At 62.7% G+C, this 26,821-nt stretch carries 23 protein-coding genes and 1 tRNA gene; 10 read left to right on the top strand and 14 right to left on the bottom strand.

Annotated elements, in window-relative coordinates; genetic code table 11:
- Positions 1 to 55 precede the first annotated feature (55 nt).
- From ACB032_RS15860 to mgtE, 6 genes are all read left to right on the top strand, one after another.
- Entirely contained in the window at positions 56 to 967 is a 912-nt protein-coding gene (locus tag ACB032_RS15860; protein WP_371138288.1) for a LysR family transcriptional regulator, read from the top strand.
- 287 nt (positions 968 to 1,254) lie between these two features.
- A complete protein-coding gene (gene nirB, locus ACB032_RS15865) occupies positions 1,255 to 3,801 on the top strand; it encodes a nitrite reductase large subunit NirB (RefSeq protein ID WP_371138289.1) in 2,547 nt (848 codons plus the stop codon).
- The gene (gene nirD / locus ACB032_RS15870) at positions 3,801 to 4,118 is read left to right on the top strand and encodes a nitrite reductase small subunit NirD (RefSeq protein WP_016352322.1); all 318 of its coding nucleotides are present in this window, start codon (positions 3,801 to 3,803) and stop codon (positions 4,116 to 4,118) included. The genes nirB and nirD overlap by 1 nt, the downstream gene beginning before the upstream one ends.
- 134 nt (positions 4,119 to 4,252) lie before the next feature.
- On the top strand, positions 4,253 to 5,065 hold the full coding sequence (nirC, locus tag ACB032_RS15875) for a nitrite transporter NirC (protein ID WP_102989835.1): 813 nt from the start codon (positions 4,253 to 4,255) through the stop codon (positions 5,063 to 5,065).
- Positions 5,066 to 5,077: 12 nt separating this feature from the next.
- Positions 5,078 to 6,484 carry a siroheme synthase CysG gene (gene cysG, locus ACB032_RS15880; protein WP_371138290.1) on the top strand — a complete coding sequence of 469 codons (1,407 nt, stop codon included), beginning with the start codon at positions 5,078 to 5,080 and terminating at the stop codon, positions 6,482 to 6,484.
- A 132-nt stretch (positions 6,485 to 6,616) separates the two neighbouring features.
- The gene (gene mgtE, locus ACB032_RS15885) at positions 6,617 to 8,041 is read left to right on the top strand and encodes a magnesium transporter (RefSeq protein ID WP_039213006.1); all 1,425 of its coding nucleotides are present in this window, start codon (positions 6,617 to 6,619) and stop codon (positions 8,039 to 8,041) included.
- 57 nt (positions 8,042 to 8,098) lie between these two features.
- Here the strand turns inward: mgtE and ACB032_RS15890 are convergent, their stop codons facing one another.
- Positions 8,099 to 9,952, bottom strand: a complete 1,854-nt coding sequence (locus ACB032_RS15890) for a methyl-accepting chemotaxis protein (protein ID WP_371138291.1) — start codon at positions 9,950 to 9,952, stop codon at positions 8,099 to 8,101.
- 146 nt (positions 9,953 to 10,098) lie between these two features.
- Between ACB032_RS15890 and rraA the strand changes: the two genes are divergently transcribed.
- Complete coding sequence (gene rraA, locus ACB032_RS15895) at positions 10,099 to 10,584, top strand: ribonuclease E activity regulator RraA (RefSeq protein WP_005306574.1); 486 nt, start codon at positions 10,099 to 10,101, stop codon at positions 10,582 to 10,584.
- Positions 10,585 to 10,854: 270 nt separating this feature from the next.
- Here rraA and ACB032_RS15900 read toward each other — a convergent pair whose 3' ends face one another.
- The 3 genes from ACB032_RS15900 to ACB032_RS15910 form a co-directional block, all read right to left on the bottom strand.
- Complete coding sequence (locus ACB032_RS15900) at positions 10,855 to 11,529, bottom strand: 7-cyano-7-deazaguanine/7-aminomethyl-7-deazaguanine transporter (RefSeq protein ID WP_024945581.1); 675 nt, start codon at positions 11,527 to 11,529, stop codon at positions 10,855 to 10,857.
- Positions 11,530 to 11,623: 94 nt separating this feature from the next.
- Positions 11,624 to 11,950: a DUF3630 family protein gene (locus tag ACB032_RS15905; RefSeq protein ID WP_371138292.1), complete on the bottom strand. Its 327-nt coding sequence runs from the start codon at positions 11,948 to 11,950 to the stop codon at positions 11,624 to 11,626.
- A 10-nt stretch (positions 11,951 to 11,960) separates the two neighbouring features.
- Positions 11,961 to 13,388, bottom strand: coding sequence for a YdiU family protein (locus tag ACB032_RS15910; RefSeq protein ID WP_371138293.1), 1,428 nt, complete (start codon positions 13,386 to 13,388; stop codon positions 11,961 to 11,963).
- Positions 13,389 to 13,491: 103 nt separating this feature from the next.
- Between ACB032_RS15910 and ACB032_RS15915 the strand changes: the two genes are divergently transcribed.
- Positions 13,492 to 13,788, top strand: a complete 297-nt coding sequence (locus ACB032_RS15915) for a cytochrome c (RefSeq protein ID WP_371138294.1) — start codon at positions 13,492 to 13,494, stop codon at positions 13,786 to 13,788.
- A 51-nt stretch (positions 13,789 to 13,839) separates the two neighbouring features.
- On the opposite strand, the gene recQ is transcribed toward ACB032_RS15915, so the two are convergent.
- Positions 13,840 to 15,675 carry an ATP-dependent DNA helicase RecQ gene (gene recQ, locus ACB032_RS15920; RefSeq protein ID WP_273763280.1) on the bottom strand — a complete coding sequence of 612 codons (1,836 nt, stop codon included), beginning with the start codon at positions 15,673 to 15,675 and terminating at the stop codon, positions 13,840 to 13,842.
- 133 nt (positions 15,676 to 15,808) lie between these two features.
- Between recQ and ACB032_RS15925 the strand changes: the two genes are divergently transcribed.
- Together ACB032_RS15925 and ACB032_RS15930 are read left to right on the top strand one after the other, a co-directional pair.
- Positions 15,809 to 16,273, top strand: a complete 465-nt coding sequence (locus ACB032_RS15925) for a thioesterase family protein (protein ID WP_029306122.1) — start codon at positions 15,809 to 15,811, stop codon at positions 16,271 to 16,273.
- A 124-nt stretch (positions 16,274 to 16,397) separates the two neighbouring features.
- Positions 16,398 to 16,925, top strand: a complete 528-nt coding sequence (locus tag ACB032_RS15930) for a hypothetical protein (protein ID WP_371138295.1) — start codon at positions 16,398 to 16,400, stop codon at positions 16,923 to 16,925.
- Positions 16,926 to 17,281: 356 nt separating this feature from the next.
- Here ACB032_RS15930 and ACB032_RS15935 read toward each other — a convergent pair.
- From ACB032_RS15935 to ACB032_RS15975, 9 genes are all read right to left on the bottom strand, one after another.
- Positions 17,282 to 17,358, bottom strand: a tRNA-Pro gene (locus ACB032_RS15935).
- A 147-nt stretch (positions 17,359 to 17,505) separates the two neighbouring features.
- Complete coding sequence (locus tag ACB032_RS15940; protein ID WP_371138296.1) at positions 17,506 to 18,216, bottom strand: MOSC domain-containing protein; 711 nt, start codon at positions 18,214 to 18,216, stop codon at positions 17,506 to 17,508.
- Positions 18,217 to 18,261: 45 nt separating this feature from the next.
- A complete protein-coding gene (locus ACB032_RS15945; RefSeq protein ID WP_011707793.1) occupies positions 18,262 to 19,104 on the bottom strand; it encodes an ABC transporter permease subunit in 843 nt (280 codons plus the stop codon).
- The gene (locus ACB032_RS15950; protein ID WP_017409743.1) at positions 19,101 to 20,006 is read right to left on the bottom strand and encodes an ABC transporter permease subunit; all 906 of its coding nucleotides are present in this window, start codon (positions 20,004 to 20,006) and stop codon (positions 19,101 to 19,103) included. The genes ACB032_RS15945 and ACB032_RS15950 overlap by 4 nt, the downstream gene beginning before the upstream one ends.
- A complete protein-coding gene (gene potA, locus ACB032_RS15955) occupies positions 20,003 to 21,157 on the bottom strand; it encodes a polyamine ABC transporter ATP-binding protein (RefSeq protein ID WP_011707795.1) in 1,155 nt (384 codons plus the stop codon). The genes ACB032_RS15950 and potA overlap by 4 nt, the downstream gene beginning before the upstream one ends.
- Positions 21,158 to 21,232: 75 nt before the next feature.
- Positions 21,233 to 22,294 (bottom strand): polyamine ABC transporter substrate-binding protein, encoded by a 1,062-nt coding sequence (locus ACB032_RS15960; RefSeq protein WP_219255756.1) that lies wholly within the window; start codon positions 22,292 to 22,294, stop codon positions 21,233 to 21,235.
- 141 nt (positions 22,295 to 22,435) lie between these two features.
- Complete coding sequence (locus ACB032_RS15965; RefSeq protein WP_016352333.1) at positions 22,436 to 23,533, bottom strand: polyamine ABC transporter substrate-binding protein; 1,098 nt, start codon at positions 23,531 to 23,533, stop codon at positions 22,436 to 22,438.
- A gap of 54 nt (positions 23,534 to 23,587) precedes the next feature.
- The gene (locus ACB032_RS15970) at positions 23,588 to 24,949 is read right to left on the bottom strand and encodes an aspartate aminotransferase family protein (RefSeq protein WP_371138297.1); all 1,362 of its coding nucleotides are present in this window, start codon (positions 24,947 to 24,949) and stop codon (positions 23,588 to 23,590) included.
- 186 nt (positions 24,950 to 25,135) lie between these two features.
- On the bottom strand, positions 25,136 to 26,467 hold the full coding sequence (locus ACB032_RS15975; RefSeq protein ID WP_011707799.1) for a glutamine synthetase family protein: 1,332 nt from the start codon (positions 26,465 to 26,467) through the stop codon (positions 25,136 to 25,138).
- Between the last annotated feature and the right edge of the window lie 354 nt (positions 26,468 to 26,821).

Here is a 26,821-nt window from a genome sequence, read left to right on the forward strand (position 1 = left end):
ATTCTCGGGTATGATGAAGCTGGCCCCTTGCACCCACCTCGATGAAGGCATGCACATGAGCACTCCCGACCTCAACCTGCTGATCACCCTGGATGCCCTGCTGGACGAAGGCAGCGTGGCGGGGGCGGCCAGGCGACTGGGCTTGAGCCCCTCCGCCATGAGCCGGGCCCTGGCCAGGCTGCGGGAGACCACCGGCGACCCGCTGCTGGTGCGGGCCGGCCGCGGCCTGGTGCCCACCCCCAGGGCGTTGCTGCTGCGCGAACAGGTCGGCCGGCTGGTGCAGGAGGCCGAGGAGGTGCTGCGCCCCCGGCTGGAGGTCGACCCGACGCGGCTGGAGCGTACCTTCACCCTGCGCGCCAGCGAGGGGCTGGTGGAACTGTTCGGCGCCGCCCTGCTGAGCCGACTCGCCGCCGAGGCGCCGGGGGTGCGGCTGCACTTTCTGACCAAACCCGACAAGGAGAGCGGCCCCCTGCGCAGCGGCGAGCTGGATTTCGAGACCGGAGTCATCAGCGCCACCACGGCGCCCGAGTTGCGTACCCAGGCGCTGTTTCAGGACCACTTCGTCGCGGTGGTGAGGCCAGGCCATCCACTGAGCGACGGCCCGCTGACCGCCAGCCGCTACGCCGAGGCGCGCCACGTGCTGGTGTCCCGCCGCGGCCAGCCCCACAGCCCGGTCGATGAGGCGCTGGCCAAGCTGGGGCTGACCCGCACCGTCGCCACCCTGGTCCCCGGCTTTGCCACCGCGCTGGCGCTGGTGCGCGGCAGCGATCTGGTGGCCACGGTGCCGGAACACCACTGCGCCGCCCTGCTGGGCGATCTGGTTGTGCGGCCCCTGCCCTTCACGCTGCCCGGGATCCGGGTCGCCCTGCTCTGGCACCCCCGGCTGGACGCGGATCCGGCCCACCGCTGGCTGCGCACCCTCATCCGCGACATCTGTGCCCAGAACCCCTACCGCCCCCTGCCGTAGGCCCCTCGTCTTGCCAACCTGCCAATGAAGGAATCTTTCACGTCTTTTGGCGGTACGGGCATTGCTTTGCGTGGTCAGCTAGGCCGCCCCTGCGGCGGTTGTCCCGATCCGCATTCCGCCACCAATTGCACCACTGGTATACCTATTTATGTATAGCTTTGAATTATCAGGAATTACCCCTGAGGGGATATATAAATAGACACTTGATTTGCATCAATCGTCTGCCCCTGCCGACTGGGTAGCCTAGCCTCAGAATGATGTTTTATTACTCCAAACTTGAGGCAACTATGAGCAAAGTCAGACTGGTCGTTGTGGGCAACGGCATGGTGGGGCACCGCTTCATCGAAGAGCTGATCGAGCGGGCCGACCCGGGCCGCTACGAGATCACCGTCTTCGGTGCAGAACCCCGTCCCGCCTACGATCGCGTCCATCTCTCCTCCTACTTCTCCCATCACACCAGCGAAGATCTCTCCCTCGTCAAACCCGGCTTCTACGACAAGCACGGCATCCGCCTGCTGCTCGGCGAAGCGGTGAAAAAAATCGACAGGGCCAACCGCGAAGTGCACTCCAACAAGGGCACTGTGGTCGAGTACGACAAGCTGGTGCTGGCCACCGGCTCCTACCCCTGGGTGCCGCCCATCCAGGGCAGTCAGCACCACGAGTGCTTCGTCTATCGCACCATCGAGGATCTGAAAGCCATCCGCAGCGCCGCCAAGAGCGGCAAGAGCGGGGTGGTGATCGGGGGCGGCCTGCTTGGCCTCGAAGCCGCCGGCGCCCTCAAGGCACTGGGTCTCGAGACCCACGTGGTGGAGTTTGCTCCGGTGCTGATGGCCGAGCAGCTCGACGGTCAGGGCGGCCAGCTGCTGCGCCGCAAGATTGAATCCATGGGCGTGCAGGTGCACACCAGCAAGAGCACCAGCGAGATCCTGATGCACGGCGGCCGCGACGCCCAGCACCGCCTCGCCTTCGCCGACGGCAGCCAGCTGGAAGTAGACGTGGTGGTCTTCTCCACCGGCATCCGCCCGCAGGATACCCTCGGCCGTTACTGTGAGTTGGCCATCGCCGACCGTGGCGGCGTGCTGATCGACGATCACTGCCTCACCTCCGACCCCGACATCTACGCCATCGGCGAGTGCGCCGCCTGGCAGGGCCGCTTCTTCGGGCTGGTGGCGCCGGGTTACAAGATGGCCCAGATCACCGTCGACCATCTGCTCGGCGGCGACAGCCGTTTCGAGGGGGCGGACATGAGCGCCAAGCTCAAGCTGCTCGGCGTCTCCGTCGGCTCCATCGGTGATGCCCATGGCCGCACCCCGGGCAGCCACAGCTATGTATTCCAGGATGACCAGGCCGGCGTCTACAAGAAGATCGTGGTGAGCGAAGACAACAGCCGCCTGCTCGGCGCCGTGCTGGTGGGTGACGTGGAAGATTACGGCAACCTGCTGCAGATGATGCTCAACGCCCTGCCGCTGCCGAGCCACCCGGACACCCTGATCCTGCCCGCCTACGCCGGTGCCAAGCCGACCCTGGGGGTGGATGCCCTGCCAGAGAGCGCCCAGATCTGCTCCTGCTTCGACGTCTCCAAGGGTGACATCGCCAAGGCGGTGGCCGAGGGTCACACCACGCTGGCCGCCATCAAGCAGCACACCAAGGCTGGTACCGGCTGTGGCGGCTGCGTGCCGCTCATCAGCCAGGTGCTCAACGCCGAGCTGGTGAAGCAGGGCATCGAGGTCAACAACCACCTCTGCGGCCACTTCCCCTACTCCCGTCAGGAGCTGTTCCACCTGGTCAAGGTGGAGGGGATCAAGAGCTTCGACGAGCTGCTGGCCAAGCACGGCCACGGCCATGGCTGCGAGGTGTGCAAACCGACCGTCGGCTCCATCCTCGCCTCCTGCTGGAACGACTATGTGCTGAGCCCGCTCAACACCCAGCTGCAGGACACCAACGACATCTTCCTCGGCAACATGCAAAAGGACGGCAGCTACTCCGTTATCCCGCGCATGGCCGGCGGTGAAGTGACCCCGGAAGGGCTGCTGGCGGTGGCCGAAGTGGCCCGCGACTACAAGCTCTACACCAAGATCACCGGCGCCCAGCGCATCGGTCTGTTCGGGGCCCAGAAGGATGATCTGCCCGCCATCTGGCGCAAACTGCTGGCGGCGGGCTTCGAGACCGGTCAAGCCTACGCCAAGGCGCTACGCATGGCCAAGACCTGCGTCGGCAGCACCTGGTGCCGCTTCGGCGTGCAGGACAGCGTCGGCCTCGGGGTCTTCCTCGAGAACCGCTACAAGGGTATTCGCACCCCACACAAGATGAAGTTCGGCGTCTCCGGCTGTACCCGTGAATGTGCGGAAGCGCAGGGCAAGGACGTCGGCATCATCGCAACCGACGCGGGCTGGAACCTCTATGTGGGCGGCAACGGCGGTATGAAGCCGCGCCACGCCGATCTGCTGGCCTCCGATCTCGACCGCGAGACGCTGATCAAGCTGATCGACCGCTTCATGATGTTCTACGTCACCAGCGCCGACAAACTGCAGCGCACCTCGGTCTGGCTCGGCAATCTGGAAGGGGGCGTCGACTACCTGCGCGAAGTGATCGTCGACGACAAGCTGGGGCTGGCCGACACCCTGGAGCGCGATATCCAGACCCTCATCGACAGCTACGAGTGCGAATGGTCGCGCACCCTCAACGAAGAGCAAGCGTTGCAGCGCTTCAGCCACTTCATCAACAGCGACAAGCGCGACCCGGACGTTCAGTTCGTCAGCGAACGCGACCAGCACCGACCGGCCACCCCGGCCGAGCGCATCCCCGTCTACCAGATCGAGGTGGAAACCAAATGATGAAATTAGCCTGCCAACTCAACGACATCCTGCCTGGTACCGGCGTCTGTGCCCTGCTCGAGGGGCGCCAGATCGCCCTGTTCCGCCCGAGCGCGGCGGCCGAGGTGTTCGCCATCGACAACCGGGATCCCTTCTTCGCCGCCAACGTGCTGTCGCGCGGCATCGTAGGTGAACACGAGGGTGAGCTCTGGGTCGCCAGCCCGCTCAAGAAGCAGCATTTCCGTCTGCGCGACGGCCACTGCCTCGAAAATGCAGCCATGTCTGTCCAGAGCTACCCGGTCGAAGTGCGCGACCAACAGGTCTGGGTTGCCGTCTGATGTCGACAAACCCCAGATCCATGTCGGTACAGGGCTACGTCCCCGTCAAAGTACGTGATCCGCAGATCTGGGTCATCGGCTAACACCATGCATATCAGGGCTGCCCGCGGGCGGCCCTCTTGAAGGAACCAAAGATGTATACCGAAACCATCAACAAGTGTGCCGCCAACGCGGCCCGCATCAACCGCTTCGAGCGCAGCGACAAGCTCGGCTTCTGGCTCAGCTCCGCCATGGCGGGGGCCTATGTGGGCCTTGGCATCATCCTCATCTTCACCCTGGGCAACCTGGTGGATCCGAGCATCCGTCCGCTGGTGATGGGGGCCACCTTCGGCATCGCCCTGACCCTGGTCATCATCGCCGGCTCCGAGCTGTTCACCGGCCACACCATGTTCCTCACCTTCGGGGTGAAGACCGGCAAGATTTCCATGGGGGATCTGCTGCGCATCCTGCCGCAGACCTGGGCCGGCAACCTGCTCGGATCCATCGCAGTGGCGCTGATCTACTCCTACGGCGGCAGCCTGCTGCCGGACGCAGGCAGCCTGGCGCACAAGGTGGCGCTGGCCAAGACCCAGGCACCGGCGCTGACCCTGTTCATGAAGGGCGTGCTGTGCAACTGGCTGGTCTGCCTCGCCATCTGGATGGCGCTGCGCACCGAGGGTGCCGCCAAGTTCATCGCCATCTGGTGGTGCCTGCTGGCCTTCATCGCCTCCGGCTACGAGCACTCGGTCGCCAACATGACCCTGTTCGCCCTCTCCTGGTTCGGTGCCCACTCCGAGGCCTACACCCTGGGCGGCATCGGCCACAACCTGCTGTGGGTGACCCTGGGCAACACCGTCTCCGGCGCCCTCTTCATGGGCCTCGGCTACTGGTATGCCACCCCCAAGGCTGAGCGCCCGGTCGCGGTGAGCGAGACCACCACCACTGCCAACCAGACCCAAACCGCCTGATCAGGAGGCCCCATGGACTACTTGCCCATCTTTTGCCGACTCGACAACAAGCCCGTGCTGCTGGTCGGCGGCGGCGAGGTAGCGGAGCGCAAGGCGCGCCTGCTGCTGGATGCCGGTGCCCAGCTCACCGTGGTCGCGCCCGAGCTCGACCCCGAGCTGGCGGAACTGGCTGCCAACGGCAGCATCGAGTGGCTGGCCGGTGAATTCGCGCCGCAGCAACTGACGGGCAAGTGGCTGGTGGTGGCCGCCACCGATCGGCGCGAGGTGAACGCCCTGGTCTACCAGAGCGCCAATCAGGCGCGGATCTTCGCCAACGTGGTGGATGATCCGAAACGCTCCAGCTTCATCATGCCGTCGATCATCGACCGCTCGCCGCTGATGGTGGCCATCTCCTCCGGCGGCAAGGCCCCGGTGCTGGCCCGCTTGCTGCGGGAAAAACTCGAAGCCCTGCTGCCCCAGCATCTGGGCGCCGTTGCGGCCTTCGCCGGCAGCCTGCGGGAGCGGGTCAAGGCTCGCTTCGCCAGCATGGGCGAGCGGCGCCGCTTCTGGGAACGGCTGCTCGGGGCGGATCGACTCGGGCAGGCGCTGGCACGGGGGGATCACGCCTCTGCCAATCAGCTGACCGACAGCCTGTTTGCCGACGAGAGCCAGACCGGTGGCGAGGTGGTGCTGGTGGGGGCCGGCCCCGGCGATCCGGGCCTGCTCACCCTGCACGCCCTGCGCCAGATGCAACAGGCGGACGTGGTGGTCTATGACCGCCTGGTCTCCGACGAGGTGATGGCGCTGGTGCGCCGCGACGCCAAGCGTATCTTCGTTGGCAAGCAGGCGGGCAACCACTGCGTGCCGCAGGAGGGGATCAACCAGCTGTTGCTGGACGAGGCGAAGAAGGGCCAGCGGGTGGTACGGCTGAAGGGGGGTGACCCCTTCATCTTCGGCCGTGGCGGCGAGGAGCTGGAGACGCTGGTCGGCAGCGGCATCGGTTTTCAGGTGGTGCCGGGGATCACGGCGGCCAGCGGCTGCGCCGCCTACGCCGGCATTCCGCTGACCCACCGCGATCACGCCCAGAGCGTGCGCTTCGTCACCGCCCACGGCAAAGGGGGCGCCCAGGATCTCGACTGGCCGCTGCTGGCCAAAGACAAGCAGACCCTGGTGTTCTACATGGGGCTCTCCTCCTGCGCCACCATCCGCGAGCAGCTGCTGACCCACGGCAAGGCGGGCGACACCCCGGTAGCGCTGATCGAGCGCGGCACCCAGCCAAGCCAGCAGGTCATTCGCGGCACCCTCGATCAGCTGCCCGAACTGGCGGTGGGGGTCGAGAGCCCGGCCCTCATCATGGTGGGATCTGTGGTGACCCTGGCGGACCAGCTTGCCTGGTTCGGGCAAGGATGCGCCGCCGACGCAGCCCTGGCCTCGGCCTGATCGCGGCATCCATTCCAACGCCACCCTCGGGTGGCGTTTCTTTTTCTGCATTTACTGTCATAACCTCTTGTTTTGAGTCTGTTATCCTATGGGGTGTGTCAGCCGGACCACCGAATTCAGGAATTCTGCTTCATGTCCCTCCCCGCCAAGAACAGCGCCAAACAGCGTGAACAAGACAGATCGCGCATTCTCACCCTGCTGCTGGCCGATGATGCCCTCACCGACAGCCTGCTCGACCCGCAAGGGGTGCAGGATGCCACCCTGCGGGATCAGACCAGCGAGCTCACCCGGCTGGTCAACAGCCTGCCCGCCGCCGATATCGCCGATGCGCTGGAATCCCTGCCGCCGGACGAGCGTCACGTGCTGTGGCAGCAGGTAGACGAGGAGAAACACGGCCAGATCCTGGTCGAGGCGTCGGAGACGGTGTGGGACAGCCTCATCAGCGGCATGAGCGACAAGGAGCTGCTGCACGCCCTGCGCACCCTCGACATCGACGATCAGATCTATCTGGGCCAGTACCTGCCCCGCAACCTGATGGGGCGGCTGCTCACCTCCATGGCCCCGGCCCAGCGCGACCGGGTGCGGGAGGTGATCCGCTATGGCAAGCACACGGTCGGCGCCATGATGGACTTCGAGCTCATCACGGTGCGGGCCGAGGTGAGCCTGGCCACGGTGCAGCGCTACCTGCGCCTGCGCGGCAAGATCCCCGCCAACACCGACAAGCTGTTCGTCACCGACCGGCGCAACCGGCTGCAGGGGGAGCTGCCGCTCACCACAGTGCTGCTGCACAGACCCGAGACCCTGGTGCGCGACGTGATGGAGAAGGATCCGGTCACCTTCGATCCGGAAGACAACGATGAAGCCGCCGCCCGTACCTTCGAGCGGGACGACCTGGTCTCCGCCGCCGTCATCGATGGCCGTGGCAAGCTGATGGGCCGGCTCACCGTCGCCGAGGTGGTGGATCTGGTCTATGAGGAGAGCGACACCGACCTGCGCCGGATGGGGGGGATCAGTGAAGAGGAGGACGTGTTCGCGCCCGTCTCCAAGGCGGTCAAGACCCGCTGGGCCTGGCTCGCCATCAACCTCTGCACCGCCTTCGTGGCATCGCGGGTGATCGGCCTGTTCGAGCACACCATCTCCCAGCTGGTGGCGCTGGCGGCGCTGATGCCCATCGTCGCCGGCATCGGCGGCAACACCGGCAACCAGACCATCACCATGATAGTGCGGGCGCTGGCGCTGCAGCATATCCAGACCGGCAACGTCTCCTTCCTGCTGTGGCGCGAGCTGGGGGTGGCCCTGATCAACGGTCTGGTATGGGGCGGCACCATGGGGGTGGCCACCTACATCCTCTATCAGGATGCCGCACTCGGCGCGGTGATGACGCTCGCCATGATGCTCAACCTGCTGGTGGCGGCGCTGATGGGGGTCATCATCCCCATGACCATGAGCCGGCTGGGCCGCGACCCGGCGGTGGGGGCCAGCGTGATGATCACCGCCATCACCGACACCGGCGGCTTCTTCATCTTCCTGGGGCTGGCCACCCTGTTCCTGCTTTGATCCGCTCGGCAATAAAAAGGGAGCCTTTATGGCTCCCTTTTTCATTCGGCGCGGCCGCTATACCCGGTATTTGGCCACTGCCTGGTTGAGCAGCTTGGCCTGCTCGGTCAGGCCGTGACTCGACTTGGCGTTCTCCTCCGCCATCAGGCTCGACTCCTGGGCGATGTCGCGGATGTTGTTGACGTTGCGGTTCACCTCGTTGGCCACCAGGCTCTGCTGTTCGATGGCGGCGGCAATCTGGGTGCTCATGTCCATGATGTGGGTGACATCCTGGGTTATCTGCTCCAGCAGTTCGCCCGCCATGCTGGCCTGCTCCGAGCTGCTGTTGCCCTGCTCGCGGCAGGTTGCCATCATGCCCACTATGTTGCCGGTCTGCTTCTGCAGCGAGCTGATGATGCCGGCGATCTCCTGGGTCGACTTCTGGGTACGGATGGCGAGGCTGCGCACCTCGTCCGCCACCACCGCAAAGCCGCGCCCCTGATCCCCCGCCCGCGCCGCCTCGATGGCCGCGTTGAGCGCCAGCAGGTTGGTCTGCTCGGCGATGCCGCGGATCACGTCCAGCACGGAGCCGATGGTTTCGCTCTCCTGCTGCAGCTGGGCCACTTCGCGGGAGGAGTTCTCCAGATTGTCGGCCAGCGAGCGGATCTGGCTGACGGTATTCTCCACCGCACTGCGTCCCTCCATCGCCTTGTTGTTGGTGGTCTGGGCATTGTTGGCGGCCTGCTCGGTGTTGCGGGCGATCTCCTCTATGGTGGAGCCCATCTCGGTGGAGGCGGTCGCCACCATGTCGGTCTCCTGCAGCTGACGAGCGGCCCCCTCGCTGGTGCGGCGGACGTTGCCGGAGAGGTGATCCGCCGCCTCGGTCAGGGTGTGCACGCTCTGCTTCACGTCGCCGATGAGGTGGCGAAAGCCCCCCAGCATCACGTCCAGATTGCCTGCCAGCTGCGCCATCTCGTCCGCCCCCTGCAGCTCTATCTTGAGGCGCAGGTCGTTGTCCTGCCGGATGCGGTTGACGGTGTCGTTCACCCGCGAGATGGGGCGGTCGATGCTGCGGCCCAGCAGCATGCTCATGATGCCGATCAGCACTATGATGATGCCGCCGCAGACCAGCATCAGGGTATTGAGGCGCGAGGTCTGCCGTACCAGCTCATCGGCGATGTGCTTGCCGACGGCGGTAAAGCCCTGCTCGGTCTGGTGCACCAGGCCCCGCATCTCATTGCGCAGCCCCTCATCTTCACTCAGCCCCAGCACTTGCATGCCCTGCACCAGCGCGACGAAGTCCTGCCGGTACTGCTCGCTGGCCTGCTCCAGCTTGCTGCGATCAGCCTCCGGCAAGGTTGCCAGCCGCTGCTGGAAGTCCTTGTGCAGGGTCTGGAAGCGCTCCAGATACTGGATGTCGGAGCGCAGCATGAAGTCTTTCTCCGCCCGCCGCAGCTGCAACATGGTGATGAGCAGCCCCTGTTCATCCAGCTGCTTGAGCCCCTCTTCCACCTGATGCACCGCGGTTCTCAAACGCCCGTAGAGGCCGTCTTCCGGCCCCAGCCCGATGATCTGCTGCTGGGCCACCAGATCGTTGAAGGCCTTGCCATAGGCTCCCATCTGCTGATCCAGCCGGGTCAGCTCGCCCTGCACGGCGCTGAGGTTGTCATCCTGACCCAGGGTCTGGTTGAGCTGGTGAAAATTGGCCAGCACCTCGTTGAAGCGGGTCACGAAGGCCGGATCCTTGCGGATCAGGAAATCCTTCTCGGCCCGTCGCAGGTTTAGCATGGCGATCTCGAGCCCGTCCACGTTGCGCTGGGCCTCGGTCAGATGGCGGCTCACCTGGTTGGAGTAGAGAAACAGGCCGCTCAATACCAGCATGGCAACGGCGACCAGCGCGGTATTCAGGATCAATTTATGACGGATCAGCACGATGAACCTCTCACAAGCAAGGGATGGACTGCATTGAGCTTATGCGGAAAACGTTATCCCCGTTGTTGTTCAAGGAATATTCATTGAAATGCCGGTCCCACTCCTTATACTGGATCCCACCTGTTTCCAGCGGTGGATTTGACACAATGGAATACAACACTTCAGAACTGTGCGACATCTATCAGGACATGGTGGATGTGCTCGAACCCATGCTCTGCTCCTTCGGCGGCCGCGCCTCGTTCGGCGGCGTCATCACCACAGTCAAATGCTTCGAATCAAACGGCCTGATCCGTGAACTCGTCAAAGAGAACGGCGTCGGTCGGGTGTTGCTGATCGATGGCGGTGGCTCCATGCGCCGCGCCCTGATCGACAGCGAGATCGCCACCACGGCGGCCGAAAACGAGTGGGAAGGGATCGTCTGCTACGGCTGCGTGCGCGAGGTCGACATTCTGGAAGATCTGGATATCGGCATTCAGGCGCTGGCAGCCATTCCGGTGGGTGCCGACAGCAAGGACGTGGGCGAGACCGATCTGCCAGTCAACTTCGGTGGCGTCACCTTCCTGCCGGACGACCATCTCTACGCCGATACCACAGGGGTGATCCTCTCCCCCGATGCGCTCGACATCGAGTAAGCAGAGCAGAGTGAAAATGGGAGCCAAGGCTCCTATTTTTTATGCCCGTCGCTGGCCGAAAACACGCAAAAAAAGAGGGCCAGTAAAAACTGGCCCCTTAACTGGAAGCAATGTGAGCAATGTCGTGCCTTCACAAGAAGTCCATCACGTTGGAACGAATGAAGTCTTTCCCGGAAAACAAGGTAACAATAATCATTCTCATTTAACTTGGCAACTCTTATTTGCCAAAAATGCAAAAAAATTGACCACCCCTGGGGGTGGTCAATCTCGTCAGGCTTGTCGCGTGGCCGTTTGCAGGCCGGCCAATCCGGCCTCGCCCACCAGCTTGCGGCTGAGATAACGCAGCAGCACGCCGTAGAGCGGCACAAACAATCCCAGGCTTATCAGCAGCTTGAACACGTAGTCCACGGTGGCAATCTCGACCCAGTGCTCGGCCATGAAGGGATCCGTGCTGCGCCAGAAAGCGATGGTGAAGAAAGCGATGGTGTCCACCAGGTTGCCGAACAGGGTGGAAGCAGCCGGTGCCACCCACCAGGCTTTCAGCAGCCGCAGCCGGTTGAACACCACCACGTCCATGAACTGGCCCACCAGATAGGCCATAAAGCTGGCCAGGGCGATGCGCGCCACGAACAGATTGAATTCGGCCAGGTTGCCGATGCCCTGGAAGCTGCCCTCGAAGAACAGTACCGACAGGGCATAGGAGATAGCCAGCGCCGGCAACATCACGGTCTGGATGATCTTGCGCGCCAGACCGGCACCGAAGATCCGCACCGTCAGGTCGGTGGCCAGAAAGATGAACGGGAAGCTGAAGGCACCCCAGGTGGTGTGGAAGCCGAAAATGGTGATCGGCAGCTGCACCAGGTAGTTGCTGCTGGCAATGATCAGGATGTGGAACAACGAGAGGCGCACCAGCGCCGTCTGGTGCTGAGCAGGGGTCAGATTCATATTGTGACCTTTTTGGTTAATGGGGTTAGGGAACCCATACCGCCACCATTGGCGATAATTGAGGGGCGAGATTATACGCCCCCACACTGATAGTTCAATCTTTATGCGGTTGGTTGAGGCTGCCGTACCATCCTAACCCCTGATGCTGTCGGGCCAGCCAGAGCAGTACCTCGGCATCGGCCGGCTGCTCAGCCGCCAGCCAGCAGCCGCTGTAGTGTTCGTATTCGAGCCGAAAGCGACTCTCCTCAAACTCCAGCAACCAGCTGTGACGATCGGCGCCGCACTCCCGCTCGAGCGCCACCAGCTCCCACTCCTGCAACAGAGCCTCGGCCAGGGTCGGAAAGCTGTCCCAGTCGAGCGCGGGGTTCACCAGCGTCACCACCCCGGCGTCCCTGTCTGTCTGCGCGATATGCCAGTTCATCTGCCGCTCCTCAACTGCTGCAAGAGAGCTCGCCACCGCAGTACCATGCCGGTTGCGGAGTAGCGAGTTCCTCGTATTCGGGTTGCTCATCATAGGGGTGCTGCAGGACCGCAAACAGCCGCTCGAACGGTGCTATGTCGCCCTGCTCGGCAGCCTCGATCACCCGCTGAGCCAGCGTGTTGCGCAGCACATACTTGGGGTTGACCGAATCCATCAGTCCCTTGCGCACGCCATCTTCGCTCCCTTCCCGGGCCAGGCGCGCCCGATAGGCCTCAAGCCACCCTTGCCAGGCGGCAGGATCCGGCAGCAGGGCCAGCAGGCTGGCGGGCCACACCCCCTCTCGCGTCACCTCACCGAGACGGCGTAGGAACAGGTGGTAATCCACCCCGTGCGCCGCCAGCAGCCGGAACAGCTCACGGAACAGCGCCGGATCGTCCTCTTCCCACACCGCCAGCCCCAGTTTAGCGCGCATCAGCTCGGAGTAGTGCAGCATCAACTGGTGTTCGTACTGGGCCAGGGCCGCAGCCAGCGCATCCCCATCCACGTGGCCGGCCAGCGCCTGCGCCAGCTTTTGCAAATTCCAGTAACCGGCCGCCGGCTGCTGATCCAGCGCATAGCGGCCGCCCGGATCCGAGTGATTGCAGACAAAGTCCGGCACATAGGCATCGATGAAGCCGTAGGGACCGTAATCCAGCGTCAGCCCAAGCAGCGACATGTTGTCGGTGTTCATCACCCCGTGGCAGAAGCCTGCCGCCTGCCACTTGGCGATGAGCCGCGCGGTGCGGCGCACCACTTCGGCAAACAGCTCGGCACCATCGGCCAGCTCGGGGAAATAGTGGCGCAGCAGATAATCGATAAGGGCCGGGATCCGCTCCCCCTGCCCGCTCCAGGCGAAATACTCGACGTGGCCGAAGCGCAGATGACTCGGGGCGGTACGCAGCACGGTCGCGCCTGTCTCCACCTGTTCGCGGTAGACCGGCTCCTGGCTGCCCACCAGCACCAGTGCCCGGGTGGTGGGGATACCGAGGGCATGCAGCGCCTCGGACGCCAAATACTCGCGAATGCTGGAACGGAGCACGGCGCGACCATCGCCGAAACGGGAGAAGGGGGTCTTGCCCGCCCCTTTCAGGTGCAGGTCCCAGCGGCTGCCATCCGGCGCCTGCTGCTCCCCCAGCAGCAGGGCACGACCATCGCCAAGACGCGGGCTGTAGCCGCCGAACTGGTGACCCGCATAGACCTGGGCCACCGGCTGCATGCCGGGCAAGGGCATCCCATGGCCACAGCAGGCCAGCCAGTCGGCCTCGCTCACCGCCCCCAGTCCCAGCTCGCCGAGCAGCGCACGGTTGAGGTGCAGCAGACCGGGGGCATGCAATGGCTGGGGGGCAACGGGCTCACAGGCCCAGGGCAGTTCGGTGGCAAAAGTGTTGATCAGCTTCATGGTGGTGCGGTTCGTCCCTGCGTATGCTCGTGTCACTCTTTATACCGCCGTCGGCCAGCACTGGCTAACGGACGATGCGCTATTTCATTTCAAGGAGAAGAAGATGCAAAGATGGTTGGGCGCCCTGCCCCTGTTGCTGTTGTTGGGGCCGGCCCAGGCGGCCGATGTCGAGGCCGGCAAGACCAAGGCCGCCGTCTGCGCCGCCTGTCACGGGGTCGAAGGCAAGGCTCTTATTCCCAACTATCCCCATCTGGCGGGACAAAACGCCGCCTATCTGGTGAAACAGCTGAAGGCCTTCAAGGATGGCAGCCGCAAGGAGCCTTTGATGGTGCCCTTCATGGCGCCGCTCACCGATGCCGACATGGAGAACCTGGCGGCCTATTACGCCAGCCTCAAATAAGCTGGCGCGCCCGTTGGCGACGCACCCGCCCGGCGCGACTTCACCAACCTTTTACCGCCGGCAGTAGTCGATGATAAGGTCCATAAAGGCTTCACCGAAGCGCTCCAGCTTGCGGTGACCCACGCCGTTGACCGCCAGCATTTCCGCCTCGGTCATCGGCATCAGCTGCGCCATCTCGACCAGGGTGGCGTCGTTGAACACCACGTAGGGCGGCACCTCTTCATCCTCGGCGATCTGCTTGCGCAGGGCGCGCAGCTCCTTGAACAGCCGCTTGTCGTAGTTGGCGTTATCGAGCAGGCCATTGCGCTTCTCCTTGCGGCTGGAGATGGGCTGCAGACGCGGCACCGCCAGATCCAGCTTCACCTCGCCGCGCAGCACGGGACGGGCCGCCTCGGTCAACTGCAGCACCAGATTGCGGGTGATGTTCTGGGTCAGCAACCCCTTGTGGATCAACTGGCGGATGACGCTCATCCAGTACTCGTGGCTCTGATCCTTGCCGATGCCGTAGGTCGACAGCTTGTCGTGGCCGTGATCCTTGATGCGCTGGTTCAGCGACCCGCGCAGCACCTCCACCACATAACCCACCCCGAAATTCTGCCCCACCCGCCAGACGCAGGAGAGCGCCTTCTGGGCATCTTCGGTGCCGTCATAGCTCTGGGGCGGGTCGAGGCAGATGTCGCAGTTACCGCACGGCTTGTCGTTGTACTCGCCGAAGTAGTTGAGCAGCACCTGACGGCGGCAGGTCTGCGCCTCGGCGAAGGCCGCCATCACGTTGAGCTTGTACTGCTCCACCTGCAACTGCTGGGGGTTTTCGATGTTGTCGAGCAGCCGGCGCACCCGGCCGATGTCGGCGGGATCGTATAGCAGCAGCGCCTCGGCCGGGGTACCGTCACGGCCGGCCCGGCCGGTTTCCTGATAGTAGGACTCGATGTTCTTGGGAATGTCGTAGTGCACCACGAAGCGCACGTTGGGCTTGTCGATGCCCATGCCGAACGCCACCGTCGCCACCACTATCTCGATGTCGTCCTTGAGGAAGGACTCCTGAGTGCACTGGCGCAGCTCGAGCGGCAGGCCGGCGTGATAGGGCGCCGCCTTGCAGCCGTGGCGGGAGAGCCGCTCGGCCACCTCTTCCACCCGATTGCGGCTGGAGCAGTAGACGATGCCGCAGTTGCCCTTCTGGCTCTGCACATAGCGCAGCAGCTGCTCCGCCGCCTTGAATTTCTCCACCAGGCTGTAGCGGATATTGGGCCGATCGAAGCTGGCGGTATGGATAAAGGGGTCGTGGAGTTCCAGCCGATGCAGCATGTCGCTGCGGGTCGCCTCGTCGGCGGTGGCGGTGAGCGCCACCACGGGCACCTGCGGGAACCACTGCTTGAGCCGGCCCAGCGCCGCGTATTCCGGCCGAAAATCGTGCCCCCACTGGGAGACACAGTGCGCCTCGTCGATGGCAAACAGGCCGAGCGGCAGCTCCGCCAGCCGATCCATGAACTCGTGCTGCAGCAGACGTTCGGGGGAGACATAGACGATTTTTATCTCGCCGCGCCGCATGGCGGCGAAGTTCTGGATCATCTCCTCCCGGCTGAGAGCCGAGTTGATGTAGACCGCCGCCACGCCGTTGGCGCGCAGGCTGTCCACCTGATCCTTCATCAGCGAAATGAGGGGAGAGACCACTACCCCGAGCCCAGGGCGCAACAGCGCCGGGATCTGGTAGCAGAGCGACTTGCCGCCGCCGGTGGGCTTGAGCACCAGCGCATCGCGCCCCGCCACGATCTGCTCGATGATTTCGAGCTGGCCCGGCCGGAATTGCTGATAGCCGAACACCGCCTGCAGCAGGGCAAGCGGATTCTCTGGCTGGGGGTCAGGCAGGGTTTCGGCAATGGCGGTCATGGGCTCTCCTTTGGGGTCGCCATTCTAAAGCAGCCGCCGCCCACAATAAACCTGCCATTGCGACTGTTAAGGAAGTGTTGCAGACTGGCTGGAGTTTTTACTCGGTCGTACTGCCAAGGATCGGACTCAAGGAATGAAACAGATGCTCAAGAAGATGGCGCTCAGTGGCATTGCCAACCTGTTCGCCGAGAGGATGCCGTTCAACAAGCTGATCGGCATGCAGGTGACGCACTACGACTTCGACAAGGTGGAGCTGCGCATCAAGATGGAGGAGAAGCTGATCGGCAACCCCTTCCACAACATCCTGCACGGCGGCGTCACCGCCAGCCTGCTCGATGTGGCCGGCGGCATGATAGTCGCCGCCTCCTGCATCGACGAGCTGGAAGACTTCTCCCCCAGCTACCTCAAGGAGCGCTTCTCCCGCCTCGGCACCATCGATCTGCGGGTGGACTACCTGCGGCCGGGGCGCGGCAACGAGTTCATCGCCACCGCCCACATCATCCGGGCCGGCAGCAAGGTCGCGGTTGCCCGCATGGAACTGCACAACGAAGAAGGGACTCATATCGCCTTCGGTACCGGCACCTACCTGGTGGGCTGAGCCAGCCTATTGCATAAAAACCACGCTGCTAATCTGATTTTAATCATTAGAAACCTTACCCCCTCTGCCGCCACCAGGTTCATACTGAAAGTCGGGATTGTGTGCAGAGGGAGGATTGCAGGCGATGAGCGCGAAACCGGCCACCAAACCATCCAGAGCCTTGTTGAGGCAGCTCGAGTCCATGCTCGACGAGGTGCAGACACCCGAGTGTCGCCACTGGCTGGAACAGGAGCTTGAGGGATACTCTCTCTGCTCGCCCCTGCCTTGGTATCGCATCATAACCTGCCGGCAACGCGGTCACTTCTTGGACCTGAAGACGGGAAAATACCTGACTTGTCATATCAACAGTCAAACGCTAAGCCAACGCGACCTGGCCCAAATTCAGTTCATCTATGCCCGTGAACCCGCCGCCCACTATTTGCTGCAACGCAATTCCGGTATTGAGCCCTGGCCAGAACAGCTGCTGGAAGATTATCAGGAGCAGCTGATCCCCGGCCATCTATGCCTGCAAGCTTGGCATGAGCCCGTGTCTTCATTACGTGAACAACTGATGGAGGGAATCGAACATTTCATTAGTGAGTACCCCAAGCACGCGGCCTTGCAACCTCAGCACGGCTTCAAGGCATTGCGGCATCAGCACTGGCATATCTAACAGGCGCCTGGCGCGCAAGGAGGGCACCATAGACAGAACCCAACCAGAGATTGCCACAATCTAGAGTGCCGGAGTCAGGATCAGACTCCACCCTGGGCCACCGAGCGGTGGCCCTTTTATTGCCCAGTGCCGAGCAACGGAACTGACAAGATGGATGAAACAGAGGGACAGAGGGACAGAGGGACAGAGGGACAGAGGGACAGAGGGACAGAGGGACAGAGGGACAGAGGGACAGAGGGACAGAGGGACAGAGGAGCATTGCAGTTACCCTAGCAAGCCGCCAGCCTGAATATCGCCTCCATTTGCGCGAATGCCAAATGCGAAAAGGCCGCTCTATTGAGCGGCCTTTTCTAATGTGGTCGGTGTGAGAGGATTCGAACCTCCGACCCCTTCGTCCCGAACGAAGTGCGCTACCAAGCTGCGCTACACACCGATGTCTGCGGGACGGGAATTTACCGAAAGCCCCGACTCGACACAAGCCTTTTTTACGTTTGGAAGGAAAAAAATGGCTGTTCGCTCAACTATTCGTCAGTTCTATCCGTCCTGAGCCGTCAGCGGCCAAAAAATGGCCTGGCAACGCTTATGACGAGGCGAGCTGGAATTCGGCCGGGCCGAGCAAGCGGCGACGCCAGTCAGCGACCACACCATGCTCCAGCCAGTCTGCCGCATGCTTGCGCCAGTTGGGCGAGAGGGCCGGATTTTCCAGCAGCAACAGCAGGTCCGCCTCGTTGCGCAGCTGGTTGAACAGGATGTCAGCGGTGCGCTTTACCGTCAGCTCAGGGTAGGGCCTGTCCGCCAGCTCCAGCCGCTCCTGCGGCATCACCATTCCCTCCTCCAGCACCCGCAACAGCCAGCCGCAGCGGCCGCTGAGCTGCATCACCTGCGACATCTGGCCATAGCCGAAACGCTGGTTGAGCTTGAAGCAGGGGGATCTGGGCTGGCTTATCTGGATCAGCGCCTCGCCGAGTCGATAGACATCGCCGATGCAGGCCTGCGCCTCGGTCAGCCCGACCCCGGAGAGGTTCTCGCCGAAGGCAGCCGGTTGCCAGGGAGTACGCGGGGCCGGCAGGCCCAGCGCCGTCTGCCAGTTGTGCCACCAGGGGTAGTGATCGGCGGGATAGTAGTGCAGCGCCCGATCAGGGCCACCATGGTGGCGCTGGTCGCACTGTTCGTCGCCAGCCAGACCATTGGGACCGCACCAGAGCGGTATGGAGGTGGCTTGTTTGTGGATGGCACTGACAAGGCCGGGAACCAGTTCGGTACCCTGGCCGCTAAAGATGGAGATCCGCATTCTCATCCTCCGGATTGACGAGAGAATGCGGATCTTAACACGAGGTCAGGCGACTGCCTGCATCTGGGTGGTCATGGCGATCTCGGCGCGGCGACGTTTCTCCGCCTTGGCCATCAGATACCAGCTGCCGAAGGTGAACAGCGATACCGACAGCAGGATCAGGCTGGCCACCGCGTTGATCTCGGGTTTCACCCCGAGCCGCACCGCTGAGAACACCTCCATCGGCAGGGTGGTCGAGCCCGGGCCGGAGACGAAGCTCGCCAGCACCAGGTCATCCAGCGACAGGGCAAACGACATCATGCCGCCCGCCGCCAGCGAGGGGGCGATCATCGGGATGGTGATCAGGAAGAACACCTTCCAAGGCTTGGCCCCCAGATCCATGGCCGCCTCCTCGATGGAGAGATCCAGTTCCCGCAGGCGGGCCGACACCACGATCGCCACATAGGCAGTACAGAAGGTGGTGTGGGCGATCCAGATGGTCACCATGCCCCGCTCGGCGGGCCAGCCCACCAGCTGGGCCATGGCCACGAACAGCAGCAGCAAGGAGAGACCAGTGATCACCTCGGGCATCACCAGCGGCGCCGTCACCATGCCGCCGAACAGGGTCCGGCCACGGAAGTGCGGGATCCGGGTCAGCACGAAGGCCGCCACCGTCCCCAGCGCCACCGCCGCGATGGCGGTATAGAAGGCGATCTCCAGCGAACGCAGTACCGAACCTATCAACTGCTTGTTGTCGAGCAGGCCGAAATACCACTTCAGCGACCAGCCGCCCCAGACCGTCACCAGCTTGGAGGCGTTGAAGGAGTAGATCACCATGATGATCATCGGCAGGTAGATGAACAGCAGCCCCAGCCACAGCATCAGCTTGGCAAAACCAAAGCGCCTCATACTTTCCCCTCCAGCTCTTTGGCCTGGTTGCGGTTGAACAGGATGATCGGAATGATCAGCACCGCCAGCATCACCACCGCCAGGGCGGACGCCACCGGCCAATCACGGTTGTTGAAGAATTCCTGCCACAGCACCTTGCCGATCATCAGGGTCTCGGGGCCACCCAGCAGCTCCGGAATGACGAACTCGCCCACCACCGGGATGAACACCAGCATGCAACCGGCGATGATGCCGTTCTTGGAGAGCGGCACCGTGATCTGCCAGAACCGGGTCAGGTTGCGGGCGCCGAGGTCGGAGGCCGCCTCCAGCAGACTCTGGTCGTGTTTGACCAGGTTGGCGTAGAGCGGCAGCACCATGAACGGCAGGTAGGAGTAAACGATGCCGATGTAGACCGCCAGGTTGGTGTTGAGGATCTGCAGCGGCTCGTTGATGAGGCCGATGCCCATCAACAGGCTGTTGAGCAGGCCGTTGTTGCTGAGAATGCCCATCCAGGCGTAGACCCGGATCAGGATCGCGGTCCAGGTCGGCATCATGATGAGCAGCAGCAGAACGGTCTGGGTCTCCTTGTTGGCCCGGGCGATGGAGTAGGCCATCGGATAGCCGATCAGCAGGCAGAGCACAGTGCTGATGAAGGCCATCTTGAGGGAGCCGAGATAGGCCGCGATGTAGAGCTCGTCCTCCTGCAGCAACAGATAGTTGCCCATGTGCAGCAAGATGGTGAGCTGATCGTCAGCCCAGCTCACCACGTCGGTGTAGGGCGGGATCGCCACGTCCGCTTCGGCGAAGCTGATCTTCACCACTATGATGAAGGGCAGCAGGAAGAACAGGAACAGCCAGAAGAACGGGATGCCGATCACCAGCTGCCGCCCCCCTAGTGCCTTCAGTCGTCTCAATGCCATCATGATTGCAGCACCACGCCGCTGTCATCTTCCCAGTAGAGGAACACCTGGTCATCCCAGGTCGGCCGCTTGCCGTGGCGTTCGGCATTGGCGATGAAAGCCTGAACGATTTTGCCCGAAGGCAACTGGATGTGATAAACCGAATGACCGCCCAGATAGGCGATGTCATAGACTTCGCCCTTGGTCCAGTTGAAGTCCGGATGCTCGATCTCCACCGGTTTTTGCAGGCTCATCAGCAGTTTTTCCGGCCGCAGGGCGTAGGTGACCTTCTTGTTCTCGGCGCGGGAGCTGATGCCGTGGCCCACGTAGATGGGCTGCTCCAGATCGGCGCAGGCGATGGTGGCGTGGTCCTGCTCATCCTCCACCAGCAGGCCGTCAAACAGGTTGACGTTGCCGATGAACTCGCACACCAGCCGGCTGGCCGGGGTTTCGTAGATGTCCATCGGACTGCCGATCTGTTCGATGCAGCCAAGGTGCATGATGGCGATCCGCTCGGCCATGGTCATCGCCTCTTCCTGGTCGTGGGTCACCATGACGCAGGTTACCCCGACCCGTTCGATGATCTCGACCAGCTCGAGCTGCATCTGGGAGCGCAGCTTCTTGTCCAGCGCCCCCATGGGCTCATCCAGCAACAGCAGCTTGGGCCGCTTGGCCAGCGAGCGCGCCAGTGCCACCCGCTGGCGCTGGCCGCCGGAGAGCTGATGGGGCTTGCGACGGGCATACTGGGTCATCTGCACCAGCTTGAGCATCTCTTCCACCCGGGCATCGACCTCCGCCTTGGGCAGGCCATCCTGCTTGAGGCCGAAGGCGATGTTCTGCGCCACCGTCATGTGGGGGAACAGGGCGTAGGACTGGAACATCATGTTGATGGGGCGTTCATAGGGCGGCATGTCGGTGATGTCGACCCCGTCGAGGAACAAGCGTCCCTCGGTGGGACGCTCGAACCCCGCCAGCATCCGCAGCAAGGTCGACTTGCCGGAGCCGGACCCGCCCAGCAGGGCGAAGATCTCGCCCTTGTGGATGTTGAGGGACACGTTGTCGACCGCCAGCGTTTCATCGAACTGCTTGCTTACCCTGTCTATCTTGACCAGCACTTCTTTGCGTTGCTGGCTGCCCTCGAGGGCTTTCTTGTAGGCACTGGAGGCTATCGCCATTACCAAACTCCCAAAGGTAATACCGGCCGGGGCCGATCCATAAAACAGTCTGGCGCCCCGGGATGGGCGCCAAGGTTAGGTTCCGGACTTGATCTTGGTCCAACTCCGGGTGATCAGGCGCTGCACCGCACGGGGATGTGCCTGCTGCACATACAGCCGCTCCAGCACCGCCTGGGGTGGATAGACGGACTCGTCATTGCGCACGTGCTCCTCCATGAACTCCCCCGCCTTGGCGTTGGGGTTCGCGTAGCCCACATGATTGCTGATCTGGGCAATCACCTCGGGCTGCAGCACATAGTTGATGAGGGCGTGCGCCTCTTTCACGTTGGTGGCATCGGCCGGGATCGCCATCATGTCGAACCAGAGGTTGCCGCCCTCCTTCGGTATGCTGTAGGCGATCTTGATCCCCTTGCCGGCTTCGTCGGCACGGGCCGCCGCCTGCAGGATGTCGCCGGAGAAACCGGCCGCCACGCAGATGTCGCCGTTAGCGAGATCGCCGATGTACTTGGAGGAGTGGAAATAGGCCACGTAGGGGCGCACCTTGAGCAGCTGCTCCTCGGCGCGCTTGAGATCCGCCGGATCCTGGCTGTTGGGGTTGAGCCCCAGATAGTTGAGCGCCGCCGGGATCATCTCGTCTGCCGAATCGAGGAAGGCGACCCCGCAACGGGCCAGTTTCTGCATGTTTTCCGGTTCGAAGATCACGGCCCAGGAGTCAATCTTGTCGACCCCCAGCACGGCCTTGACCTTGTCGATGTTGTAACCGATGCCGTTGGTGCCCCACAGATAGGGCACGGCGTACTGATGACCCGGATCCACCTTGTCGAGCTGCTTGAGCAGCACGGGATCCAGGTTGGCCAGATTGGGCAGCAGGGCGGGATCCAGCTTCTGGAAGGCTCCCGCCTTGATCTGTTTGGCCAGGAAATTGTTGGAGGGCACCACCAGATCGTAACCGGTGCGTCCGGTCAGCAGCTTGCCTTCGAGGGTTTCGTTGGAATCAAACACGTCATAGACGGTCTGGATCCCGGTCGCCCGCTGAAAGTCGCTGAGGGTGGTCTCGCCGATATAGTCGGACCAGTTGTAAAAGTGGACCACAGGGGCTGCCTGAGCCACATTTGCCAACCCCAGAGCCAGGGCCATCGTCACTATCTTGGTTGTGTGCACTTACTCAGTCCTCTTAATGTGTGATTTGCCAGTCGCGCATCCTTACGCGCCGTCCAACCTGTCGGGTGGGTCACCTCCCTCCCGGCCGAACTGCGGACCGGGAGGGGCACTCGTCACTTACTTGCCTGACTTGATCTTGGTCCAGCTACGCGTCATCAGACGCTGCACCTTGGCCGGCAGATCCGGGAAGGTGTAGATCTTGGCCAGCGTCTCGTCGCTCGGGTAGATGCCCGGATCGTTGCGGATCTTCTCGGACACCAGCGGCACGGAAGCCTTGTTGCCACTCGGGTAGCTGACGGCGTCGGAGATCTTGGCGATCACCTCAGGCTTCATCAGGTAGTTCAGGAACACATGGGCCGCTTCCACATTCTTGGCATCGGCCGGGATGGCCAGCATGTCGAAGAAGCTGCCTGCCCCCTCTTTCGGGATCACGTAGGTCAGGTTGACGCCGTTCTTGGCCTCGATCGCCCGTGACTTGGACTGCTGCAAGTCACCGGAGTAACCGACCGCCACGCACAGGTTGCCGTTGGCCAGATCCGAAATGTATTTGGAGGAGTGGAAGTAGGCGGTATAGGGACGGATGGAGAGGAATAGCTCCTCCGCCTTCTTCAGCTCGTCCGGCTTCTGGCTGTCCGGCTTGAAGCCCAGGTATTGCAGGGCGGCCGGCAGCATTTCGGTCGGCGAGTCGAGGAAGGAGACACCGCACTCCTTCAACTTGGCCATGTTTTCCGGTTTGAACACCAGATCCCAGGAATCCACCGGCGCCTTGTCACCCAGCACGGCTTTCACCTTCTCCGGGTTGTAGGCATAACCGATGGTGCCCCACAGGTAAGGAATGGAGTACTGGTTACCCGGGTCGCTCGGTTCGAGCGCCTTGAGCAACGAGGTATCCAGGTTTTGCCAGTTGGAGAGCTTGGACTTGTCCAGCTTCTGGAACACGCCCGCCTTGATCTGCTTGGCCAGGAAGGGGTTGGACGGCACGACGATGTCATAGCCCGAACTGCCGGCCAGCAACTTGGCTTCCAGCACCTCGTTGCTGTCGAACACGTCGTAGACCACCTTGATGCCCGTCTCCTTCTGGAAGTCTTCCAGCGTGTTTGGCGCGATATAGTCGCTCCAGTTGTAGACGTGCAACACCTTGTCCTCGGCCATCGCCCCGGTACTCATCATGACCAGTGCCACAGAGGCTGCAATCATTCCCGTTTTGAAAGACATCGTCCTTGTCTCCTAAGCAAATTGTATGCGCAAGCCAACCTGCCCGGCGTCCGCCTATCCCCGCAGCTTTGCCGCCGTCAGATCGAGACTGAGCCTGGCCAGATTGACCAATTCATCCACCTGTTCCTCGGTGATCACCAAGGGGGGCGATATGATCATGGTATCGCCGACAGCCCTCATCACCAAGCCATTGTTAAAGCAGAACTCTCGACAGGTCATACCGGCCTGCAGCCCAGCCGGGAAGCGGCTGTTGGTCTGCTTGTCCTGCACTATTTCCAGCGCGGCCACCAGGCCTTTGCCACGGGTTTCGCCCACCAGCGGATGGTCCGCCAGCTCCGCCCAGCGGCGCTGCAAATAGGGGCCGATGGTATCATGAACTCGCTTAACTATGCTTTCGTTTTGCATAAGCGTAATGTTGGCAATCGCCACGGCGCAGGCCACCGGATGACCGGAATAGGTGAAGCCGTGGTTGAACTCGCCTCCCTCTTCCACCAGCACCTTGGCGACCCTGTCCCCCACCATCACGGCCCCCATCGGCAGATAGCCGGAGGTGATGCCCTTGGCCAGGCACATGAGATCCGGCTTGATGCCGAAGCCCTCGCTGGCGAACCAGTGGCCGGTGCGGCCAAAGCCGCAGATCACTTCGTCGGCGATCAGCAGGATGCCGTACTTGTCGCAGATGCGCTGGATCTCCGGCCAGTAACTGTCGGGCGGGATGATGACGCCGCCGGCACCCTGGATCGGCTCGCCGATGAAGGCGGCCACCTGGTCCGCCCCCAGCGCCAGAATCTTCTCCTCCAGCTGACGGGCACGGGCCAGCCCGAATTCGTGGGCGCTCATCCCCTGCCCCTCGCCGAAATGATAGGGCTGGTCGATGTGCACGATACCGGGGATCGGCAACCCGCCCTGAGCGTGCATCCCCTTCATGCCACCCAGGCTGGCGCCCGCCACGGTGGAGCCGTGGTAGGCGTTGTGGCGGCTGATGATCACCTGCTTGTCCGGCTGCCCCTTGCTGGCCCAGTAGTGGCGCACCATGCGCAGCACGGTATCGTTGCACTCGGAGCCCGAACCAGTAAAGAAGACGTGGTTGAGGTGCGGCGGCGTGATCTCGGCCAGCAGGGTCGCCAGCTCGGCAGCGGGCGGGTGGCTGGTCTGGAAGAAGAGGTTGTAGTAGGGCAATTGCTGCATCTGGCGGGTAGCGGCGTCCACCAGCTCCTGGCGGCCATAGCCCAGGTTGACGCACCACAGGCCGGCCATGCCATCCAGAATGCGCTTGCCTTCAGAGTCTTCCAGATAGACGCCTTCGGCCCGGGTGATGATGCGGCTGCCTTTCTTGTTCAGTGCCTGAAAATCGGTAAACGGATGCAGGTGATGGCTGGCTTCCAGTTGCTGCCACTCACGGGTGGTATGCTGCATTGCTTGCTCCTCGGTTCCTTCGATTTAAGCGATGTTTGTTGGTCAGTTGATGAGGGGCAGACGCTCTCCCGGTCACGGTGACGCACCGGGTGTCATGCAGTGCCTGCACCCCAACTGTCTCGATTCACGCGGGAGGGGCCGGCGGCCCCTCCGGGCAGGGTGATGCGCGACCGGCGCGCATCCGGGTCACACGTTCAGCAGCAGGAACTCCCGTTCCCAGCGGCTGATCACCCCGAAGTAGGTCTCATATTCCTTGCGTTTGACCGCCACGAAGGCCCGGGTAAAGCGCTCGCCCAGCATCTCCTTGATGGGGTCGCACTGCTCCAGGTGGCTCAACGCCTCCTCCAGCGAGCGGGGCAGGCTGTAGGGCAGCTCATAGGCGCTCGACTTCATCTCCGGCAGCGGTTCCAGCTTCTCCATCATGCCGAGGTAGCCGCAGGCCAGGGTGGCAGCCAGCGCCAGATAGGGGTTGGCATCGGCGCCTGCGAAGCGGTTCTCCACCCGGCGGGCACTGGCCTCGGAGAAGGGCACCCGCAGCCCGCAGGTGCGGTTCTCCACCCCCCACTGCACGTTGCGTGGCGCGCTCTCGCCAAAGGTGAGGCGGCGGTAGGAGTTGACGTTGGGGGCCAGCAGCGCGGTCACCGCCGGCGTGTATTTCTGCAGGCCGGCGATGAAGTGCATGAACAGCTCGGAGTGGCCGCCGTTCTCGGTGCCGAACAGGTTGCGGCCGTTCACATCTTCCAGGCTCTGGTGGATGTGCATGGCGGAGCCGGGCTCGTCGCTCATCGGTTTGGCCATGAAGGTGGCGTAAATCCCGTGGCGGTGGGCCGCTTCCCGCATGGTGCGCTTGAACAGGAACACCTGATCCGCCAGATCGACGGCATCGCCGTGCAGGAAGTTGATCTCCATCTGGGCGGCGCCGGACTCGTGGATCAGGGTGTCCACCTCCAGCTCCTGCGCCTCGCAGTAGTCGTACATGTCTTCAAAGATGGGGTCGAATTCGTTGACCGCGTCGATGCTGAACGATTGGCGGGCTGTCTCAGGGCGTCCGTTGCGCCCCACTGGCGGCACCAGCGGATAGTCGGGGTCTTCGTTGCGCTTGACCAGGTAGAATTCCAGCTCGGGGGCCACCACCGGCTTCCAGCCCTGCTTCTCGTAAAATGACAGGACCCGACGCAGCACGGAGCGCGGCGCGATGTCGATCAGCTTGCCATTGATGTCGAAACAGTCGTGGATCACCTGGGCGGTCGGCTCCAGCGCCCAGGGTACGAAACGAATGGTGTTTGGATCGGGATAGAGCTGCATGTCCCGCTCCAGCGGGTCGATCATGCTGTCGTCATCCGGATACTCGCCGGTCACCGTCTGGGTGAAGATGACCTCGGGCAGGCGCATACCCCCCTCGCGCAGAAACTTGTTGGCTGGAATGATCTTGCCTCGGGCATTGCCGGTGAAATCCGGAAACAGGCACTCCACTTCCGTGATGCGATTGCTCTCCATCCAGCCCTTGATACTGTCCATGTTAAACCCCGACTCTACGGTTGCCATTGGCAAGGGTGTCTAATATATGGAACACCCTTGTTATCAAATTGTAATCAACACCACCATAAAAGCCCGCCATCAGGGGCAATGTCAAGCGGTGGTGTTTAAAAAACTATAAATAACGGCGCATATAATGACCATTGCGGGGACAAATACTAAACACCCTGGCGTGATAACGACTCACTGCAAGCCCGGTGCCAACAAGCTTGCAGGATCCCCCATGTTCTCAGTCAGACCCTGTCTGAATCGGGTCATTTTTTTGCAAGGGCGCACAATACTTGTCCTCTTTGCTTTGCATGCCTGCATTTTTTTGGTACAAGGCCCGCCCTGATT

The sequence above is a fragment of the Aeromonas sp. S5(2024) genome, from assembly GCF_041403025.1.
Classification (GTDB): Bacteria; Pseudomonadota; Gammaproteobacteria; order Enterobacterales; family Aeromonadaceae; genus Aeromonas; species Aeromonas hydrophila.

What these genes read in the sequence shown, in the direction of transcription:
- mgtE (WP_039213006.1), top strand. Translation starts at nt 6,617, where the DNA reads ATGTCCCTCCCCGCCAAGAACAGCGCCAAACAGCGTGAACAAGACAGA.
- nirD (WP_016352322.1), top strand. Translation starts at nt 3,801, where the DNA reads ATGAAATTAGCCTGCCAACTCAACGACATCCTGCCTGGTACCGGCGTC.
- ACB032_RS15925 (WP_029306122.1), top strand. Translation starts at nt 15,809, where the DNA reads ATGAAACAGATGCTCAAGAAGATGGCGCTCAGTGGCATTGCCAACCTG.
- recQ (WP_273763280.1), bottom strand. Translation starts at nt 15,675, where the DNA reads ATGACCGCCATTGCCGAAACCCTGCCTGACCCCCAGCCAGAGAATCCG.
- ACB032_RS15945 (WP_011707793.1), bottom strand. Translation starts at nt 19,104, where the DNA reads ATGAGGCGCTTTGGTTTTGCCAAGCTGATGCTGTGGCTGGGGCTGCTG.
- ACB032_RS15940 (WP_371138296.1), bottom strand. Translation starts at nt 18,216, where the DNA reads ATGCGGATCTCCATCTTTAGCGGCCAGGGTACCGAACTGGTTCCCGGC.
- ACB032_RS15975 (WP_011707799.1), bottom strand. Translation starts at nt 26,467, where the DNA reads ATGGACAGTATCAAGGGCTGGATGGAGAGCAATCGCATCACGGAAGTG.
- ACB032_RS15930 (WP_371138295.1), top strand. Translation starts at nt 16,398, where the DNA reads ATGAGCGCGAAACCGGCCACCAAACCATCCAGAGCCTTGTTGAGGCAG.
- potA (WP_011707795.1), bottom strand. Translation starts at nt 21,157, where the DNA reads ATGGCGATAGCCTCCAGTGCCTACAAGAAAGCCCTCGAGGGCAGCCAG.
- ACB032_RS15950 (WP_017409743.1), bottom strand. Translation starts at nt 20,006, where the DNA reads ATGATGGCATTGAGACGACTGAAGGCACTAGGGGGGCGGCAGCTGGTG.
- rraA (WP_005306574.1), top strand. Translation starts at nt 10,099, where the DNA reads ATGGAATACAACACTTCAGAACTGTGCGACATCTATCAGGACATGGTG.
- ACB032_RS15910 (WP_371138293.1), bottom strand. Translation starts at nt 13,388, where the DNA reads ATGAAGCTGATCAACACTTTTGCCACCGAACTGCCCTGGGCCTGTGAG.
- ACB032_RS15970 (WP_371138297.1), bottom strand. Translation starts at nt 24,949, where the DNA reads ATGCAGCATACCACCCGTGAGTGGCAGCAACTGGAAGCCAGCCATCAC.
- ACB032_RS15960 (WP_219255756.1), bottom strand. Translation starts at nt 22,294, where the DNA reads ATGGCCCTGGCTCTGGGGTTGGCAAATGTGGCTCAGGCAGCCCCTGTG.
- nirC (WP_102989835.1), top strand. Translation starts at nt 4,253, where the DNA reads ATGTATACCGAAACCATCAACAAGTGTGCCGCCAACGCGGCCCGCATC.
- cysG (WP_371138290.1), top strand. Translation starts at nt 5,078, where the DNA reads ATGGACTACTTGCCCATCTTTTGCCGACTCGACAACAAGCCCGTGCTG.
- nirB (WP_371138289.1), top strand. Translation starts at nt 1,255, where the DNA reads ATGAGCAAAGTCAGACTGGTCGTTGTGGGCAACGGCATGGTGGGGCAC.
- ACB032_RS15915 (WP_371138294.1), top strand. Translation starts at nt 13,492, where the DNA reads ATGCAAAGATGGTTGGGCGCCCTGCCCCTGTTGCTGTTGTTGGGGCCG.
- ACB032_RS15965 (WP_016352333.1), bottom strand. Translation starts at nt 23,533, where the DNA reads ATGTCTTTCAAAACGGGAATGATTGCAGCCTCTGTGGCACTGGTCATG.
- ACB032_RS15905 (WP_371138292.1), bottom strand. Translation starts at nt 11,950, where the DNA reads ATGAACTGGCATATCGCGCAGACAGACAGGGACGCCGGGGTGGTGACG.
- ACB032_RS15900 (WP_024945581.1), bottom strand. Translation starts at nt 11,529, where the DNA reads ATGAATCTGACCCCTGCTCAGCACCAGACGGCGCTGGTGCGCCTCTCG.
- ACB032_RS15860 (WP_371138288.1), top strand. Translation starts at nt 56, where the DNA reads ATGAGCACTCCCGACCTCAACCTGCTGATCACCCTGGATGCCCTGCTG.